This window comes from Bacteroides sp. QWL-09, from assembly GCF_058683585.1.
In genome coordinates, this window is record NZ_CM178748.1 from 370,799 (window position 1) to 389,541 (window position 18,743).

General features: G+C 40.2%; 17 protein-coding genes and 1 tRNA gene. 10 read left to right on the forward strand and 8 right to left on the reverse strand.

Going from position 1 to position 18,743, the window contains the following annotated elements; all coding sequences use genetic code 11:
* Positions 1-209 precede the first annotated feature (209 nt).
* Positions 210-1,013, reverse strand: a complete 804-nt coding sequence (locus AC4PG5_RS01510; RefSeq protein WP_492029730.1) for a patatin-like phospholipase family protein — start codon at positions 1,011-1,013, stop codon at positions 210-212.
* Between the two features lie 195 nt (positions 1,014-1,208).
* Here AC4PG5_RS01510 and AC4PG5_RS01515 point away from each other — a divergent pair, with 195 nt between their 5' ends.
* Positions 1,209-2,135, forward strand: a complete 927-nt coding sequence (locus AC4PG5_RS01515; RefSeq protein WP_492029731.1) for a hydrogen peroxide-inducible genes activator — start codon at positions 1,209-1,211, stop codon at positions 2,133-2,135.
* 260 nt (positions 2,136-2,395) lie between these two features.
* On the opposite strand, the gene AC4PG5_RS01520 is transcribed toward AC4PG5_RS01515, so the two are convergent.
* The gene (locus AC4PG5_RS01520; protein WP_492029732.1) at positions 2,396-3,082 is read right to left on the reverse strand and encodes a NigD1/NigD2 family lipoprotein; all 687 of its coding nucleotides are present in this window, start codon (positions 3,080-3,082) and stop codon (positions 2,396-2,398) included.
* Between the two features lie 269 nt (positions 3,083-3,351).
* Here AC4PG5_RS01520 and AC4PG5_RS01525 point away from each other — a divergent pair, with 269 nt between their 5' ends.
* From AC4PG5_RS01525 to AC4PG5_RS01540, 4 genes are all read left to right on the forward strand, one after another.
* Positions 3,352-3,900: an RNA polymerase sigma factor gene (locus AC4PG5_RS01525; RefSeq protein WP_492029733.1), complete on the forward strand. Its 549-nt coding sequence runs from the start codon at positions 3,352-3,354 to the stop codon at positions 3,898-3,900.
* A 3-nt stretch (positions 3,901-3,903) separates the two neighbouring features.
* Complete coding sequence (locus tag AC4PG5_RS01530) at positions 3,904-5,211, forward strand: porin family protein (protein WP_492029734.1); 1,308 nt, start codon at positions 3,904-3,906, stop codon at positions 5,209-5,211.
* 149 nt (positions 5,212-5,360) lie between these two features.
* Positions 5,361-5,693 (forward strand): 6-pyruvoyl trahydropterin synthase family protein, encoded by a 333-nt coding sequence (locus AC4PG5_RS01535; RefSeq protein ID WP_492029735.1) that lies wholly within the window; start codon positions 5,361-5,363, stop codon positions 5,691-5,693.
* A 5-nt stretch (positions 5,694-5,698) separates the two neighbouring features.
* A complete protein-coding gene (locus AC4PG5_RS01540) occupies positions 5,699-6,244 on the forward strand; it encodes a 7-carboxy-7-deazaguanine synthase QueE (protein WP_492029736.1) in 546 nt (181 codons plus the stop codon).
* Between the two features lie 382 nt (positions 6,245-6,626).
* Here AC4PG5_RS01540 and pflA read toward each other — a convergent pair whose 3' ends face one another.
* Together pflA and pflB are read right to left on the reverse strand one after the other, a co-directional pair.
* Entirely contained in the window at positions 6,627-7,352 is a 726-nt protein-coding gene (pflA, locus tag AC4PG5_RS01545) for a pyruvate formate-lyase-activating protein (protein ID WP_492030660.1), read from the reverse strand.
* Between the two features lie 11 nt (positions 7,353-7,363).
* Positions 7,364-9,592 (reverse strand): formate C-acetyltransferase, encoded by a 2,229-nt coding sequence (gene pflB, locus AC4PG5_RS01550; protein WP_492029737.1) that lies wholly within the window; start codon positions 9,590-9,592, stop codon positions 7,364-7,366.
* A 285-nt stretch (positions 9,593-9,877) separates the two neighbouring features.
* Between pflB and AC4PG5_RS01555 the strand changes: the two genes are divergently transcribed.
* The 3 genes from AC4PG5_RS01555 to AC4PG5_RS01565 all read left to right on the forward strand — a co-directional run bounded on the left by AC4PG5_RS01555 (position 9,878) and on the right by AC4PG5_RS01565 (position 12,059).
* A tRNA-Ser gene (locus AC4PG5_RS01555) sits at positions 9,878-9,962 on the forward strand.
* 274 nt (positions 9,963-10,236) lie between these two features.
* Positions 10,237-11,466 (forward strand): site-specific integrase, encoded by a 1,230-nt coding sequence (locus AC4PG5_RS01560; protein WP_288210255.1) that lies wholly within the window; start codon positions 10,237-10,239, stop codon positions 11,464-11,466.
* Between the two features lie 80 nt (positions 11,467-11,546).
* Positions 11,547-12,059 carry an ORF6N domain-containing protein gene (locus tag AC4PG5_RS01565; RefSeq protein ID WP_025003714.1) on the forward strand — a complete coding sequence of 171 codons (513 nt, stop codon included), beginning with the start codon at positions 11,547-11,549 and terminating at the stop codon, positions 12,057-12,059.
* 63 nt (positions 12,060-12,122) lie between these two features.
* Here AC4PG5_RS01565 and AC4PG5_RS01570 read toward each other — a convergent pair whose 3' ends face one another.
* Positions 12,123-12,605, reverse strand: a complete 483-nt coding sequence (locus AC4PG5_RS01570; RefSeq protein WP_288210201.1) for a GNAT family N-acetyltransferase — start codon at positions 12,603-12,605, stop codon at positions 12,123-12,125.
* A gap of 444 nt (positions 12,606-13,049) precedes the next feature.
* Here AC4PG5_RS01570 and AC4PG5_RS01575 point away from each other — a divergent pair, with 444 nt between their 5' ends.
* Both AC4PG5_RS01575 and AC4PG5_RS01580 read left to right on the forward strand, forming a co-directional pair.
* The gene (locus AC4PG5_RS01575; RefSeq protein ID WP_288210308.1) at positions 13,050-13,583 is read left to right on the forward strand and encodes an antirestriction protein ArdA; all 534 of its coding nucleotides are present in this window, start codon (positions 13,050-13,052) and stop codon (positions 13,581-13,583) included.
* 256 nt (positions 13,584-13,839) lie between these two features.
* The gene (locus AC4PG5_RS01580) at positions 13,840-14,043 is read left to right on the forward strand and encodes a DUF3873 family protein (protein WP_288210202.1); all 204 of its coding nucleotides are present in this window, start codon (positions 13,840-13,842) and stop codon (positions 14,041-14,043) included.
* An 86-nt stretch (positions 14,044-14,129) separates the two neighbouring features.
* On the opposite strand, the gene AC4PG5_RS01585 is transcribed toward AC4PG5_RS01580, so the two are convergent.
* The 3 genes from AC4PG5_RS01585 to AC4PG5_RS01595 form a co-directional block, all read right to left on the reverse strand.
* Positions 14,130-14,927, reverse strand: coding sequence for a cation diffusion facilitator family transporter (locus AC4PG5_RS01585; protein WP_080904110.1), 798 nt, complete (start codon positions 14,925-14,927; stop codon positions 14,130-14,132).
* A gap of 1 nt (position 14,928) precedes the next feature.
* On the reverse strand, positions 14,929-17,106 hold the full coding sequence (locus AC4PG5_RS01590; RefSeq protein ID WP_006844349.1) for a TonB-dependent receptor: 2,178 nt from the start codon (positions 17,104-17,106) through the stop codon (positions 14,929-14,931).
* Positions 17,107-17,610: 504 nt separating this feature from the next.
* A complete protein-coding gene (locus tag AC4PG5_RS01595) occupies positions 17,611-18,627 on the reverse strand; it encodes an IS110 family RNA-guided transposase (protein ID WP_492029738.1) in 1,017 nt (338 codons plus the stop codon).
* Positions 18,628-18,743: the final 116 nt, after the last annotated feature.

Here is an 18,743-nt window from a genome sequence, read left to right on the forward strand (position 1 = left end):
TATCTTGTTATCCTTGAGTTTGCTTCTAAGTTCCTTTTAAACTCCTTTTTAGCTATTCTTCAGGTTCCCTTCCAGGTTCCCTTTCAAGTGTTCCTTTTAAGTTTCTTTCAAGCTTCCTTTCAAGCTTCCTTTCAAGCTTCCTTTCAAGCTTCCTTTCAAGTTTCCTTTCAAGTTTCCTTCTAGCTCTTTTTTTGGGTTTATCTTCAGCTTTATTTCCAAATTTTGCCTTTCTCTTCGAGAAGTTGGTTGATCACCTCATTGGCTGTCTTATAGCCTTGATCGAAGATTTCTTCGGCCTTTTCTAATTCTCTGTTGCTATAGCCATATAAGTTATAAGGCTCGATGAGCAAATCACTTTTCTCTCTTTCGGGAACCGTATTTGCTCTGAACATGAAATGAAAAGAGCGCATGGCAATGCTTAATATATTCATTTTATAGTTTTCGGCCATTAGGGGACTGACGTTAATGGCCACGACTTTCTCGCACGATTTACGAAGCGTAGAGACCGGTAGGTTCAACATGACCCCTCCGTCGACGTAGTTGGTGCCATCGATCCGAACGGGCGCAAACATGACCGGCATGCAACATGAAGCAGCCACACGTTCGGCAATCTCGCCTTTCCTAAAGTGAACCATACGCCCCCGGTCGAGATCGGTTGCGGTGATAACCAAAGGAATGGGAAGATCTTCCAGATGGGTGGCTTTGAGGTTGGTCTTTAAGAAATCGATGAACTCGCTGAGTTCGAATAAGCCTTTCTTGGGTATCACCAATTTGGTTAAATCTTGAAATTTATGTCCCGAAAAATAATCAAGCACTTTATAAGGTTCATTGCCGTCGGCATAAAAAACGCCGGCTAATGCTCCGGCACTCACTCCGGAGATGATTTCCGGCTTGATATCATGCTCTAAAAGGGCTTGCATAACCCCAAGATGAGCAAAACCTTTAATGAATCCTCCGCTTAACGCATATCCTATCTGATAGCTTTTGTTATCCCTACTGCTTACTGCTTCCATTTTAATCGGTCGTTTTTATTTACTAGGCTACGAATTTAGTGATTTTCTTGAAAGTTGCCCGACTCTGGCTCTTTTTAAATGAATATTTTTATCTTTGCATAGAGGCGTGACATAAATACGCGCTATGGATACGCAGATTGATGGGAGACCCTCAGGACGTAACCATGATCGTTTTAATCCTTAACGTTTGAAGAGATGACCATACAACAGTTAGAGTATATTTTGGCGGTCGACCGTTTTCGCCATTTTGGACGGGCGGCTGAGCATTGTAATGTGACGCAGCCAACATTGAGTACCATGATTCAGAAGTTGGAAGATGAACTAGAGGTTAAAATCTTCGATCGCTCGGTTCAGCCGGTCGAACCAACAGCTATTGGACTTAAGATTTTAGAACAGGCTCATCGCATCCTTGTTCAGACGGAGATGGTCAAGGATATCATCAGCGAAGAGAAACAGTCGCTTACGGGAACGTTCCGTTTAGGGGTGTTGCCCACGATTGCGCCCTATCTCTTGCCGCGCTTTTTCCCTCAGATGATGGAGGAATACGACGATCTGGATATTCGCGTGTCGGAGATGAAAACGGAAGAGATCAGATCGGCTCTTCAAGCGAATGAGATTGATGCGGCAATCATTGCCAGTGTCTTTGAGGATGAGGCGATTCATGAAGATTTCTTGTTCTATGAGCAGTTTATGGGGTATGTTTCTCCGAAAGAACCACTGTTTAAGCAGAATCTGATTCGGACGTCGGATGTGACGGGCGAACGGCTTTGGTTGCTCGATGAGGGGCATTGTTTTCGGGATCAGTTGGTACGCTTCTGTCAGATGGATGCGGTTAAAGTCAACCAGATGGCTTATCGGTTAGGTAGTTTGGAGACGTTCATGCGGATGGTCGAGAGTGGCAAAGGGGTGACGTTTATTCCGGAACTGGCGGTATCGCAATTGGGTGAAAATCAGATCAAGCTTGTGCGACAGTTTGCTATTCCTCGTCCGACACGGCAGATCGTTCTGGTCTCAAATAAGAATAATGTGCGCCGAACGGTGATGCAGCTTTTGCAGCAGCGCATTCAAGCGGCTGTGCCTAAGGAGATGTTGCGTTTGCAGCCGACTCAATATCTATTGTAAACCCAAGAGAGGGGGGGGAGCTGGAGAAAATCAGTCCAGTAGAGAAAAGGTATTTGGTGGAAAAAATACTCAGTAGAGAAAAGGCGCTCAGTAGAAAAATACTCGGTGGATAAAAGGAATCCACTGGAGATCGGTGATAAAAAAGATTGCTGATAAAGATTGGTGATAAAGATCGATGATAAAAAAAGGACTAATGAACAGGAATGTCATTAGTCCTTAAAGTTACAATCGTTAAGGTTTAAAGTCTCTCTCTCTGATTCTTATTTAAAATCTACCGTATAGAGTTTTGTCCCTTCATAAATCGTTTTGACTCTGATTTTCAAGCCCTTTTTTCCTTCCATCTGGTCGGCTAGAGAGTTGAGCTTGAAAGAAACATAGCCTTCGCCTAATACCGCCGGAGCATCTCCCTCTGCGTTATGTCTGAATTCGAGTTCGATATACTCTTCGTCGGGGTTTGGCTCTGTGTTCAATGTGTTGTTTACCAAGTTGATATAATGTTTCTTGTCGGATGAGTTTGTACCGTAGTATTGAAACTCAATGGTTAGATAGCCTTGTGCAATCCACATATAAGTGGTGTTGATGCCATCATCTCCAATCTCTGCTTCATTCTCTGCTGTCAGATCGATGATGTCCTTTGTCAGGATATTCTCAATGCGTTTGACTTCTATGCTATAATCGTAGCCTTCGGTGGTTTGTTCCAGATCACGGAATAAGACGAAAGCACGTTGACCCTCTTTGGCTTCATAACCTTTGACCCAGTCGGTGATGCTAGGAAACATCTTCTTACCATTATCCAATAAGAAATAGTAGTCTTTACTCTCTGCATCGGGTACTTTAATGGTGCTTATTACAAAAGAATCGACAGGCTCACCATCACTCATGCAAGATTGAAAGAACGGGATAATCGCTATCCAAAAACTTAATGCAATTAAATTAAACTTTTTCATACGCTAGTAGTCTTTTGTTTTTTTTGATTCATCTACACTAGTGAAACGCGCTGATTTGAAAATACTGCATCGAAAGAATCACTAATTTTATTGCGGATGGATTCTTGATTTAACTTTTCACCTCTATTGGGCTCTATTTACTCATTAAATAGACTGATAAAATCTTAAAAGAGGAAAATTAAGAGTAAGTTTATCGGGTAGAATCGATTTGGGATGCAGTATTTTTAATAGTATTGCATTTCCATAACAAAGACAGGTTGAGTAAATAGATGAAAGAATTAGAGTTGTCGGATTTGTGTCGACACGGAGATAATAAGGCACGTCAGGAATTGTATGAATTGTATGCGGGGCGAATGTTCGGTGTATGCCTTCGTTATGTCGGTGACAGAGATACGGCCCAGGATTTGCTTCATGATGGATTTCTGAAAGTTTTTGACTCGTTCGATAAGTTTACGTGGCGTGGTGATGGTTCATTGAGGGCTTGGATGGAGCGTATTATGGTAAATACCTCCTTGCAGTTCCTGCGTAAGAAGGATGTCATAAAGAATTCGGTAGAGGTCGATGAAGTGGCAGAAGATTATGAAGAGCCAGATGGTACTGCTATTGAGATGATTCCTCAGACGGTACTGATGAAGTTTATACATGAACTGCCAACGGGTTATCGTACCGTGTTCAATTTATATGCGTTTGAGGAGAAATCCCATAAAGAAATTGCACAGTTGCTTGGCATTAACGAACGGTCGTCTGCATCGCAGTTCTATCGTGCGAAGAGTGCTTTGGCAAAGAAAGTAAAAGAATGGTTAATGAATAATGGATAAGACATGAAGAAGGATAATAAAGAAGTATGGATTGCTAAGATGAAGGAACGGCTGGATGACTATTCGGAAGCTTATCCCGTCGATGGTTGGGCGAACTTAGAGCGCGACCTTACTGCTTCGCAATCGCCTAAAAAAGTGGTCTTCCGTCCTTGGCGGTTGATTGCGGCAGCTGTTGTTCTCTTGGCTGTGGTCACTTCTGTCAGCCTTTATTTCTTGGAAACAGAATGGGCGAAAGAGGTTAAGCATACCTCAATACCGGCTGTCGCCGTTGCCCCCGATGCTTTGCCTTCGGTTAGCGTACCGCAACAACAGATGAAGGAGAAAGAATTCTTATCTCAACATAAAGAACTTCCGTTGCCACACAAACAATCATCGTCTCAGCAAAAGCAACACGTGTCGAAGTCCGCTGTGGCTCAACACATCCAATCTCCTGTCATTACGGGGGATCATTCGGAATCCATCACCGAGCCGATCAATGAGCCGATTACTGAAGAGGTTCTTAAGGAAAAAGTGGTCGATAAAGAGTCGGCAAGTCACGGAAAAGTGAGCATTGAACCTGATGTCGCTACTCCATCTAAAGATCAGCATACGACGTCTGTTCACAAACCCTCGGGACGGGATAAACTTCACCTTCCTGTAGCCACCAAGAAAACCTCGAAAGGGTGGGGCGTGGGTCTAGCGGTTGGTGGAGTCAGTCTATCTTCTCAGCAGAACGGCATGGCTTATAATGATGCCGCTCGGTTAAACTTGGCTTATTCTCCGGCTGAGGTGGTCGACTTGCCTAGCGATAAAAAGTTGATTTTCAATGATGGTGTACCTTATTTGGTGAGCACTAATGATATTGTCGATATTAAGCATCGACAGCCTATTACTTTTGGCCTTTCTATCCGTAAAGGACTAGGAGGTCGGTTCTCGTTAGAGTCCGGCATTACTTACAGTTATTTGTCGTCGGATGTCCGCTTCTTGGGGAACGATCGTATGGTAGAGCAAAAACTTCATTATCTCGGTGTGCCTATTCGGTTGAATTATGACCTCATCGATCATAAGGCATTTACCTTCTACGTCTCCGGTGGAGGAGCCATCGAACGATGTGTCTATGGTACACTCGACGGAGAGAAGTTGTCAGTCGATCCTTTGCAGCTCTCAGTCTCTGCAACAATTGGAGCTCAAGTCAACCTGACCAAGCATCTCGGCCTTTATGTAGAACCTGGCGTGGCGTACTTCTTTAATGATGGTGCCGATCTGAAAACCATACGTAAAGACCGTCCGTTTAACTTCAATCTCCAAGGCGGTATTCGGTTTACGTATTGATCAGTAGGGGTTGAGAAGGTCTTTTGTGTGCTCTTTAAAAAATAGAAAAAATGTGAAAACGGGTTCAGAACGCCATTTTTATATTAATTTTGCGGAAGCATCGAGGTGACATTAGGTGCGATTAACTTTTAATACATAGAATAATCTAGATGTTTACAGTTATTAAACGCATGGAAGTTTCCGCAGCTCATAAGTTGGTGCTTCCTTATCAAAGCAAATGTAGTGCTTTGCATGGTCACAATTGGATCATTACCGTTTACTGCCGCGCCGAACGTTTAAACTCAGATGGTATGGTGGTCGATTTTACCTTAATCAAACAAAAGGTCATGGAGAAGCTCGATCATCAGAACTTGAACGAGATTCTTCCTTTTATCCCTACCGCCGAAAATCTGGCTCGTTACATTTGTAAGATGATTCCTCAATGCTTCAAGGTTGAAGTTCAAGAATCGGAAGGCAATATTGTGATTTATGAGAAAGATTAACGGTTATGAGAAAGATTAACGAGATCTTCTATAGTCTTCAAGGTGAGGGGTATCATGTGGGTACTCCGGCCGTGTTTGTTCGTTTTTCCGGTTGTAATCTCAAGTGCTCTTTTTGTGATACGGATCATGAAGAAGGGGTTCTGATGACCGATGATGATCTGTTGGCGGAGATCTCCAAGTATCCTGCAAAGAACGTGATCTTAACCGGTGGCGAACCTTCTTTGTGGATTGATGAGGCTTTGATCGATCGGTTGCACCAATATGGGGCATACGTTTGTATCGAGACTAACGGTACGCACCCTATACCTCAGACTATCGATTGGGTGACTTGCTCTCCGAAGGCGGGTGGGGCAGTCGGTATTCGTCGTATTGACGAACTAAAGGTCGTTTACGAAGGGCAGAGCCTTACTCCTTACGAGGCGATTCTGGCTACGCATTACTTCTTGCAACCTTGCTCCGGGCGAAATATTCCTGAGACGATTGCTTGTGTGATGGAGCATCCTAAATGGCGCTTAAGCTTACAAACTCACAAACTGATCCATATTAGATAGACTGCTATATTAGAAGATAGGAAGAATTGGTCTTGAAAAAATAGTTGTATTGAACAGCTTATTCGTCTGGAATAGGTTGACGTCTGGAGTCGATTATTCGTTTGGAGTAGACTGACTTTGGAATAGACTGACGTTTAGAATAAACTGACTAATATTAGATTTGGACAACATGAATGATCCAGATAATAAACGCCCCGAATGGCTTTAAAAGCTATTTGGGGCGTCCGCATTTATTTGATCGCGTCTATCTTTATTCGATTACGCTTATCTTTTTTAATCAAGTTTTTCTGATCATGCTTCAGTTGAGTACGTTTGTCTGATGAAGTGCTCTTAATGAATGAATTTGATTTAATTTAATTCATTAACTTCTTATCGGCTGACCTCAATTGACGACCACATTCTTGAAATAGCTCTTGAATAAGTCGGCAGCTTTTTCAATCTGTTCGGGTGTGTTCTCTTTGACGTGAGCCAATCGATAGTCTAGATCCATTGCCTCGTATTTGTGTACACCCAGTTTGTGATAGGGTAAGATTTCTACGCGCTCGATCATCTCATAATCGCCAAGAGCTTCTCCTAAGGCACGGATGTCTTCTTCAAAGTCACTATATCCCGGAACCAAGACATAACGCAACCAGAACGGACGTTGATGCTCCTCTAGCCATTGGGCTGTTCGGAGGGTTTGTTCATTGCTCCGCTCTGTGAGTTGTTGATGTCGGCTGGGGTTGAACTGTTTAATGTCGAGCAAGACCAGGTCAGTCAGTTGTAAAAGTCGTTCTACGTCGTCATTCCATAGTCCACCGTTACTATCTAAACAAATATGTATCCCTTCTGCTTTGAGTTGCTCAAAGAGTGGGATGAGTGCTTTAGCCTGAAACGTCGGCTCACCTCCTGAAAACGTTATTCCTCCGCGTTTGCCAAAGAATGGTCGCTGGCTGACTGCCATGCGAACAATCTCTTCCGGTGCTGTTGGTGTTCCCCCCTTAGCCGCTATAGTGTCGGGGTTGGCGCAATATAAGCAACGGAAATTGCAACCTTGAAGAAAAACGACGAGCCGTAAGCCCGGCCCGTCGAATGTTCCCATACTTTCATATGAATGTACGTTTATCATCATGTTTCGTCTTACATGCGTTCGTGGAAACTACGTGAGATCACCTCTAGCTGATGCTCACGGCTCAACTTCACAAAGTTTACAGCATATCCCGATACGCGAATGGTCAACTGTGGATAGTTTTCTGGATGTTCCATCGCATCATATAGCATATCGCGGTTCAACACATTCACGTTCAAGTGATGCGCACCTTTAGTAAAGTAGCCATCCATCATGGTTACCAAATTGTCGATTCTATCTTCCGCTGTTCCACCAAGAGATTTTGGAACGATAGAGAAGGTGTTACTGATACCATCTTGTGAATCACGGTAGCGCAATTTAGCGACTGAGCTCAATGAAGCAATTGCTCCATTCTTATCACGTCCGTGCATTGGGTTCGCACCCGGAGCAAACGCTACACCTTTAGCGCGTCCATCAGGAGTTGCGCCGGTCTTTTTACCATACATCACATTCGATGTGATGGTTAGTAATGAAAGGGTAGGGCGTGCATTTTTGTAGATTGGCAACTTCTTCAATTCTTCGTTAAAGAAATACACCAAGTCCACACCCAAGTGGTCTACTTTGTCGTTATCATTACCGAAGCAAGGGAATTCGCCTTCAATGTCGAATCCTTCAGTTAGCCCGATGTCATTGCGACGTGCAGTTACCTTAGCATGCTTGATAGCCGATAATGAGTCGATTGCGATTGACAATCCGGCCACACCATACGCCAAGTTGATGCGTGGGTTAGTGTCTACGAAAGCCATCTGAGCTTTTTCGTAATAATACTTATCGTGCATATAGTGGATGATGTTCATTGACTCGTTGTAGATGCGAGCCATTTCGATCAACACCTTCTTGTAATTAGCCATCACCTCTTCGAACTTCAACGAGTCGCTGGTTAACGTCGGGATATTTTCGATGACCACCGTACCGGTGTTTTCGCATCGACCACCGTTGATGGCCAACAACAAAGCCTTAGCTAAGTTGCAACGTGCACCGAAGAATTGGATTTGCTTACCGATCTCTTGGTAAGAGACGCAACAAGCAATACCGTAGTCGTCCGATTGGCGAACCTCGCGCATCAAGTCATCGTTCTCGTATTGGATAGAAGATGTGTCGATAGAGACTTGAGCACAAAATGCCTTAAAGCCTTCCGGTAATTCCGAACTCCAAAGCACAGTCATGTTTGGTTCAGGCGATGCACCTAAGTTATAAAGGGTTTGTAAGAAACGGAAAGAGGTTTTAGTCACCTTTGTACGTCCGTCGTTGAAACGACCACCGATAGCTTCGGTCACCCATGTTGGGTCGCCCGCAAAGATGTCGTTGTACGACTGCATACGCAATTGACGTACCATACGAAGTTTAATGACAAACTGGTCGATCAACTCTTGAGCAAATGATTCTGTGATTGTACCTTGATTCAATTCGTATTCTAAGTAAATATCAAGGAATGAAGAGACATTACCCAATGACATGGCTGCACCATCTTGCTCTTTAACGGCAGCTAAGTAAGCCATGTAAACCCATTGCACGGCTTCTTGAGCGGTATATGCCGGTCTGCCAAGATCCAATCCGTAGAAAGAGCCCATCGTTTTGATGTCGTTTAATGCTCTGATTTGCTCCATCACCTCTTCGCGTAAGCGAATGCGATCTTCTGTCATCGGACCTGTTAGATGGTGCAAGTCTTCTTTCTTAGCAGCGACCAATCGGTCTGTGCCGTATAAAGCCAAACGGCGGTAGTCGCCAATGACACGTCCACGAGCATAGTTATCAGGCAATCCGGTTAAGAAACCTAAAGAACGCAACGTACGAATTTCATCTGTATAAACATCGAATACTCCGTCGTTGTGCGTCTTACGATAATGAGTGAAAATTTCTTTCACCTTTTCATCTACTTCCAAGCCATTTTCACGGCAAGCCTTTTCTACGACTTTAAATCCGCCGAACGGTTTAATCGCGCGTCTGAGCAACTCGTCAGTTTGCAAACCAACGATCAATTCGTTTTCGCGGTCAATATATCCGGCTTTATGTGAAGTAATGGTCGAAACGGTAGCGCAATCCAAAGAGCGAACCCCATTGTTATCGCGTTCTTCAGCCAAAGCTTCCAAACATTTGTTCCAAATCGCTTTAGTGCGTTCAGTTGGTCCTTCCAAGAAAGAAGCATCCCCATAATAAGGAGTAATGTTTTTACTTACGAAGTCTTTAACGTTAACTTCTTTGCTCCAAAGGCCGTCATTAAAGGTCTTATTTAGTTCCATAAAAATTTAATTAGAGAATTTGGTTATCCTTGTAGAAATTTTGAGAGCACAAAGGTAGGTCGTTTTTTTATATTATTAGGTAAGGTCACTTTGGTTTTTATGCTGGATAACATCTTTTATTGCTTTAGAACAAAAAAGAACAATAAAAAGAATATTTTTTTGTCTAATCTATTGTTTATTTAAAATCTCTTTGTATCTTTGCACCGCTTTTGAAGGAAAGCACTGCTGAAAGCGAGTTAAGAAAAGCTTATTTCTGAATAGCTTATGCGGTTTTGTTAAAATATTGGAGAGGTGGCAGAGTGGTCGATTGCGGCGGTCTTGAAAACCGTTGTACCGCGAGGTACCCGGGGTTCGAATCCCTGTCTCTCCGCTGAAAGGTCTGAACAAAAACAGACAATAAACGGACAAAAACCTACAAGTCAATGATTTGTAGGTTTTTTTGTTTGTATTTTGTCCAGCATAAAAGACACTAAAAAGACCTCAAAAGACACAAATCTGTGCCTAAATCGTTACCGATTCCGTTCCGGACAGAAACGGTAACGATTTGTCCAAAATTGACCTCTCGCTGTCCAAATTTGTACAGCCTGTATATATCTCACAATTAATACATTAAAAGTAATTTTGTAACATTAAAAAGTGAGATTATGAAGAGTACATTCAAAGTCCTTTTTTACCTGAAAAAAGGGTCAGAAAAACGTAATGGAGAGGTAACTATTATGGCAAGAATTACCGTTGATGGAAAAATTTGCCAGTTTAGTACAAAACAAAGCATCCATCCCGATAATTGGAGTGTGAAAGCTGGTAAAGCAACCGGGAAGTCCTGCGCACAACTCAATAAGTTGCTGGAAGATATAAAAGCATCATTACACCAAATCTACCATGAACAACAACGGCGTGAAAACTATGTTACTGCCGAGCAAATCAAGAATGAATTTTTAGGGCATACGGAGAACCACGAAACGTTGCTGAATTTATTTCAGAAGCACAATGATGATGTGAAGCAGCTTATAGGTCTATCTAAATCTGCATCTACCTATCAAAAGTATGAAGTAACCCGCAAGCATCTTGCGAATTTCATCCAAGCTAAGTACAACCTTTCCGATATAGCTTTGAAGTCTATTAACAATATGTTTATCAATGACTTTGAAGTATATCTTATGACAGTTGGCAGATGTAACCATAACACGACTGCCAAGTTTATGCAGTTCTTCAAACGCATAGTATTGATTGCCCGTAATAATGGGTTGATTGTCGGCGACCCTTTTGCTAACTATAAAATACGCTTACAAAGGGTTGATAGAGGATATCTTACAGAAGATGAAATCAAGAAAATCCTTGAACTCAACCTTGTTTCCGAAAGACTGGAACACGTTAGGGATTTATTTCTCTTTTCCTGTTTTTGCGGTTTGGCTTACATAGATGTAGCAGGGCTTAGAAAAGAACATATCCGCAAATCGTTTGACGGTAACCTTTGGATTATGACTAAGCGTGTAAAGACCGGAATAGATGTAAATGTTCCGTTATTGGATATTCCCAAAATGATCCTGGATAAGTATAAGGATAAGCTACCTAACGGAAAAATCCTTCCTGTAATCAGCAATCAAAAACTTAATTCCTATTTGAAGGAGATTGCCGACCTTGCCGGAATCAAGAAGAATCTTACGTTTCACCTTGCCCGCCACACCTTTGCAACCACAACGACACTGGGTAAAGGAGTTCCCATTGAAACCGTTTCTAAAATGCTGGGGCATACTAATATTGAAACGACCCAAATCTACGCCCGCATTACTAATAGCAAGATTAGCAGCGATATGAAAGGACTTTCCGAACAGTTTACTGGTATTGAGAAAATCTATAAAAAAGTGGCTCAATAGTTACCTATTCCCAGTAGGTAACCAATGGGTAACGAATTAGGTAACGATTTTCACTGTATAATACTAAAATACAAATAGATATGGAATTACAAGTCATTCAAAACAAAATCTTTGAAGTCCGGGGATACAGGGTAATGCTGGACTTCCACTTAGCGGAGTTATATAATGTAAAGACAAAAGTTCTCAAACAGGCTGTCAAACGTAACATTCAGCGATTTCCTTCTGACTTTATGTTTGAACTGGATAAAGAAGAGTTTCACCAACTGGTCACAATTTGTGACCAGTTCCCCGAAACCCTAAAACACAGTTCTGTCAGCCCAATGGTTTTCACGGAACAGGGTGTAGCAATGCTTTCTACGGTATTGAGAAGCCAAACAGCAATAGATGTAAATATATCTATTATGCGGGCATTTGTCCTGATGCGACAAATGGTTATCGGATATGATGAACTTCTTAAACGTATCGAAGAACTGGAAGAAAGTACAGATGCACAGTTTAGCGAGATATACCAAGCTTTAACCCAGCTATTAAGTAAACCTGACCCTAAACCAAGAAAACCCATAGGATACAGAATACCTGATGAAGAAAAATAACTTATCACAGATTGTGATAACCTAATGATGGCGAGCTTTGTTAGTTCGCCATTTTCATATAGTTTATTTATCTAATGCTTTCCAAAAAATTATTTTATCCTCACCTTTTGCATAAAACTCCCGTATGATAGCTTCTTGTTCGTAATGATTCTTTTTATAGAAAGCCACTGTATTTTCAAATTCAGGTAATCCGGAAGTTTCAATCAGCAATATGCGTTCACCCCGGTTTTTCAGATGATTTTCAATATATTCAAGCATTTTTTGTCCAATACTTTTTCCTTGAAAGTGAGGGTGAACAGCTATTAGATATAAGTTATAAGTTCCCACCGTCATTCTTTCAGGTGCATAATATGCAACCGCAATAGGGGTATTGTTTTCTTCATAAGTTATCCAAAACTCGGTATCATTCCCCTCTCTAAAATATGGTTGAATCATTTCATCTAATAATTCCGATGGAAATAACTCATTAGAATCTATTACTTTTTTCAACGCATCTAAGTCATTACGATTAACCAGACGAATTTTATTATTTGGCTGTATATCCATTGCATTAATATTATTTCTAATGTTTTATTGATTAGGCAAAGATACAAATATTGCTTGTCATCATCCTATTTCAATAACTAATGCTTTTTTGCCAGCTTCTTTAACCGTAAACCACTCCCATAGGCAGTCATTCCACCGGGGCGGTTATTCCTTTCCATTTCTATATGCAAAAGTATTTACGGCTTCTTAACGTCTTTGAAAGTTCAAGCCCTAAAGGGTTTGATGCAAAAATCTTCCTGCTGCGCTTCGCCCAGAGAGTATTTTTCCACAAAAACTTGCAAAGACTAAAGCCTACACTTTCCGGCATATATGAAACGAAAACGACCGACCCGACGGAAAGACGCATATAAAAAAAGTCGGATTTACGAGAAGCAGGAAAAAAAGGTTATGAAACTCAACTCCCTCACCTCAAGAATCCGCATATATCTAAAAAAATCAGAAGTTATGGAAGCAACAAGTTTAAGCGAAGCAAGGATTTATGTAGGTACATACGCAAAGTACAACGATGGCTCAATCGAGGGCAAGTGGTTTGACCTTTCCGACTTTTCGGACAAAGACGAGTTTTACGAAGCTTGTAAGGAGTTACACGCAGACGAAGAAGACCCGGAATATATGTTTCAGGACTGGGAAAATATACCGGATGAATTAATAGGAGAAAGTTGGTTATCTGATAACTTTTTCGACATCCGGGATGCAATGGACGATTTAAGCGAAGACGAGCAGGAAGCGTTTATGGTGTGGTGTAATCACGGTTCGCATGACCTTTCAACCGAAGATGCAAACGACCTTATTTCTTCTTTCAGGGACGATTTTCAGGGCAAATATAACGATGAAGAAGATTATGCCTATGAAGTTGTAGAACAGTGCTACGAACTGCCGGAGTTCGCAAAAACATACTTTGATTATGAAAAGTTTGCCCGCGACCTATTTATGGGTGATTACTGGTTTGAAGATAGTTTTGTTTTTCGGGCTTCCTGATTATTCACCGGGCGGGGAAACCCGCCTACAAATAAATTTATAATGAAAACAAGCGGTTTATTCAGGTTATTGTTCCGGGTGGGGCTACTGGCTTCAGTAATTTATTTTCTGTCCACTTCGGCGGGTATATGGGCGGTATTGATAATTGCGTTTTTCGTTATCCGCTTTATCCTGCGGTTATTTGTATCTGTATTGTATAGCCTTTTGATAGCTGCGGTTTTCATTGCCTTATTATTCACTTTTTTAATGTAAATATATGGAATCACTAAACAAAAACGGAGTGTCCACGACCCAAGAGCCGGAACAGGAAAAATATGTAACGTTCATTGCGGGAGCGTTCAGGGGAACAGAATATTTTCAGTATGATTATCGCCATACGGATGGAGAACTTTTCTCTACGGTAGCCAAAACGTTGGAAGAGTGCCGGAAACGGCGGAATGAATGGCTTGTTAAGAGATAGATAAAGGCGGGTGGAGTTTACCGCCCGCTACTATTCTTATGAGATTTCCAAATTATTTTGAAGAAAATATTAAAACTTGCGAAGAATTAATTCTTCGCAAGTTTTAATATCCTTATTGCCCCTCTGATAACAATAAGAAAGACGATACTACCGATAATAAGGTCTGGTATCTGATTATTTAATTGCCATACCAAGAATCCTGCAAGAATTACCCCTGCATTTATAATCACATCATTAGATGAAAAAATGATACTTGCCTGTATATGGGCATCTTTGCTTTTTGTCCTTTGAAGTAAAAGCAAACAAATGACATTGGCAATCAAAGCAAGTATGGATACACCTATCATCGTTTGAAAGACAGGCATTTCTTCTGCACCTGTAAACCGCCTGATTACCTCTATAAAACCGATTGCAGCCAAAAATATCTGGAAATATCCGCAAATCATGGCAACCCGCTTTTTACGGCTTACGGCTGCACCTACCGCAAACAAGCTTAATCCATATACAAAAGCATCGGCAAGCATATCAAGACTATCCGCAACCAATCCCATTGATTTGGATATGATACCCGTTGACATTTCAATCAGGAAAAAACCGAAGTTAATAGCCAACACAATCCAAAGGACTTTACGCTGTTTACTATCTTCCTCTGCCTTAAATTCGCCTGTCATTTCAGCACTTTCAATAAAGCGTGAACCGAGATTCAAGGTAGCAAGCTGTTGTTCGATTATTTGATAGTCGCCTGTATGGTAAACAGTCAATACCCTGCCTTTCAGGTCAAATTCCTGTTTGGCAATACCCTCTACGTTTTGAAGTTTCATCCGAATGAGGTTTTCCTCACTCGGACAATCCATTTGTTCAATTTTAAAAATTGATTTATTCATTTTACAATTTAAATATTATCCCGGCATTCAGAACAAAACCGTCCAATGGTGCGTAAATATCCCGGAATTCGGGCTTAGTCATCGAACCTGTATGAATGGTGTCGAACCTTGTCTGCCGTCTGTCGGTAAAGTTCTCAAAGTTAGCATATATTGAGAATCTTTCCCAAATCCGTTGCATCATTAATCCGCAGATAAGGTAATCTTTTCCCTTTTTTCCGTCATTCAAGTTTTGTTTTCCTGTATAGTAGGCTTCTAATCCGATTTTCCATTTATCTTCCACCTCATACATTAATACAGAATTGATTTTATGTTTCGGTGTAAGGGTTTTCTGATAGCTTCTGCCGTCTTCCTTAACTTTAGCATCCGTATAGGTATATCCGAGAAATAAACCAAAGTCCTTATATTTTATTTTCATATTGGTTTCAGCCCCTTTGCTGTCCACATGACCGTCTATGTTGTTAAACTGCCAACGGTTATTATCCGCAGCTTGCAGTTCAAGCGGATTTTTCAGGCAAGTATAAAAGAATAACTGGTTTATACTTAAATATACTTGGTCGTCAAACAAACCTGTTTTATAAGTGAAATCCACATTTGCCCCGTAGCTTCTTTCCAGTTTGTTATTATCATCATCTATCGGCAAGACATTCTGAAACTGTATGCGTTCGCTATCTTCCGAAAAAATGGTAGGTGCTTTATATCCGAATCCGCCACCTACACGGGATGAAAATTTATCCGTTATTTTGAAATGTGACGATATACGGGGCAGTACTGCAAAACCGTAATCGGTAACATAGTCGGTACGCAATCCGGTTTCAAGGTTCATCCAGTCCGTTATTTTCGTATTGTTTTGTACAAATAAGCCTAAAGTAGTCATATTGTAGTCTCGCAAAGGAAAATCGGTCAGTTTCCTTTCGGTAAATTTATCCGTCCATATATTTGCACCGGCTACCCATTCTGTCTTTTCTTTCGTATGTATATAGGATACTTCCGAGAAAGACGATAGCTGCTCTCCGTCAAATTTAAAATCGGGAATCTCAATCTTACGGCTGAAATAGGTTACACTGTTTTTTACATTCAATCTGTTTTGTTTATCAAAACGGTGTTCAAATGTAAGTTGGCTTGAATGCCTCTGTGTCTTGTTTCTTTCAAAATAAGAATGTTCTTCATCCCCTTTATCTTTTAAATATCCCATATCACCACCTAAACGGGTTTCTATCATGGAGTTTATACCGAAATTTAAGTCTGTATTTTCAGACAGGTATAAGAATAGTTTTGGATTCAATACAAACCTATCGAATTTTGGTATTGCTGTAAAGCCTACATCTGACGGGTCATAAGCCCAGTTACGGTTATACGATGCAAATACGGTAGTACCTACTTTATTGAATTTCTGACCGAAAAAGCTGTTTACATCAAGTCCTTTGCCTGTTGTCCCGTTCAGGTGTATTGAAAAATCCCTTTCTTTTTCAGGTGTTTTCGATATAAGGTTTACCAAACCCGCAATCGCACCGCCACCGTATAAGGTAGAAGAAGAACCTTTTATAATTTCAACCTGCTTTAAATCGAGAGGCGGTGTCTGTAATAAGCCTAATCCGCTTGCTGCACCCGAAAATACAGGAAAACCGTCTTTTAATATTTGGGTGTATCTACCGTCCAAGCCCTGAATACGGATAGATGAATTACCCGATATGGCAGATGTTTGTTGCGTCATAATACCCGTGCTTTCATTCAGAAGCATACGGATATCTCCGGGTTTCATAACCCCTTTTTCGCCTAATTCTTCGGCATTTATAAATTCAATGCGTGTAGGAATATCTTTAAAAGTACGTGTTCCCCTTGTCGAAGAAACAACTATTTCCTGCAATGTTTCTTCGTCCGCTTCAACCCTGATAACAATAACTTCATCCGAAGCCAAAGGGAATGTAAACTCTTTGATGGTTTTTTCATATCCCACATAAGTAATTTCAAACTTATGTTTTCCATCAGGAATATTGGAGAGAACCGCCAAACCTTCGGTATCGGAAGATGTACCGTTCGTTGTGTTTTGTAGCACAATATTAGCACCTATTAATATCTCTTTGCTATCACAATCTATTAATTTGACTCTAAGTGTGTTTTGTGCGAAAATATTGGAAAAGCTGAATGCTAAAAATAACATCAGTATAATTTTTGTTTTCATTTTTATTCTTCTTTTTAATCTTCAATTTGAAATGATATAGGAGTTACGATACTACAAATAATGTATTATCGCAAAAAACGCAGGGCATATTCTAAATGTCCTGTAAAATTAAAAGTTGATTTATGCTTTTGGCGGTTGCCAGATTGAAGATTTAAAATCAGGAAGATTATTTCTTAATATATATTCTGATTCGCAATCAGATGTTGAGCCTAAAGTTATAACTATTGGATTATAAAAACGAGCTTCCGGGAATCCGTAACAAGTATTACAATGTAGAAAAGGAGAACAGCAACTATTATCGGTGCAATCATCACAACTATTGCCTATATCATTGCTTATTTCAGCATATATAGATAAACATTTATCCTCTAAACAACAAGGCATTACTGATAGCAGTAATACATATATGGATAATATGAGGGATAAATATTTCATGTGGCAAAGGTAAGAAAATCATATTAACAAATAGTCAGGAATTTAATATTTTTATAATCAGACACCACGTTACTGATTGGAATATTGATTATTATAATTAAATATGTAATGATTGTCATTCTTTATTACAGCAAACATCCGAGCTACAAGCTTAGCTCTGATAGCATTTAATACCGACATTTTATTTTTGCCTTCGCCAACTTTTCTATCGTAGTACGTCCTTAATCCACTATTTTTATTTTGAATAGCAGATAAGGCAGCTAAATGAAGTAGAGATTTTATACTCTTATTTGCTCTTTGGGAAACCCGATTTTTAGAGAACTGACTACTTCCTGATGAGTAACTAAATGGCGCAACACCCGCATGACAACAAAATTTGCGACTATCGGTAAATCGCGTAAAGGCTTGTGTTTCCAATATCATTTTTAAAGAAGTCTTTTTTCCTATTCCTTCAATACTCAATAATAATTTCATCTGATGAGACAACAAAGCATCTTTTGCTGCAATACTCTCAATTTCCGCTTCAATATTAGATATTGCTTTATCCAATTCTTTAATAAGCAGGGATAATCTCTTTAACTTCAACTTATAGACATAATCAGGCATATATTCCTTTTGATCTGATAATTGAGCTTGGTATTTGGCTCTATCAACACATAGCATATTTAATTCTGTTGATAATAGCTTTATCGATTCTATACTTATTGTCGGGTGATTATATATTTTAAGTTTATCTACATAACGATACGCATACAAAGCGATTCGTTTAGCATCTACCGGATCATTTTTCCCTCGTTGTAATCCGGAACTGTATTTTATTTGGGTAGGGTCTTCTAACCAAAGTTTATAGTTTCCAACTTGACAAGAGATTGCTAAAGGATAAATATATAATCCTGTAAATTCAGCACATATTACTATTTGTTCCGCATCTATATTTTGTTCCACACAAATTATAGATAAATAGTTTTCGATACTCTTTTGATGATTTGGAATAACATCTTGTTTGACCACAGAGCCATTCTTCAACACACAACAATCCAAGTTTTTCTTACTCACATCAATTCCAATAAAATAAGAGTCTTTCATGATAAAGTGATTTAATGATTTATAATTTGGAAAGGCACTTGAATATATCCTAAAAACCTTAAATATCTTTCAGATTAAATTCTTATATAGGTCTAATCCAAGACAAATAACAAGTT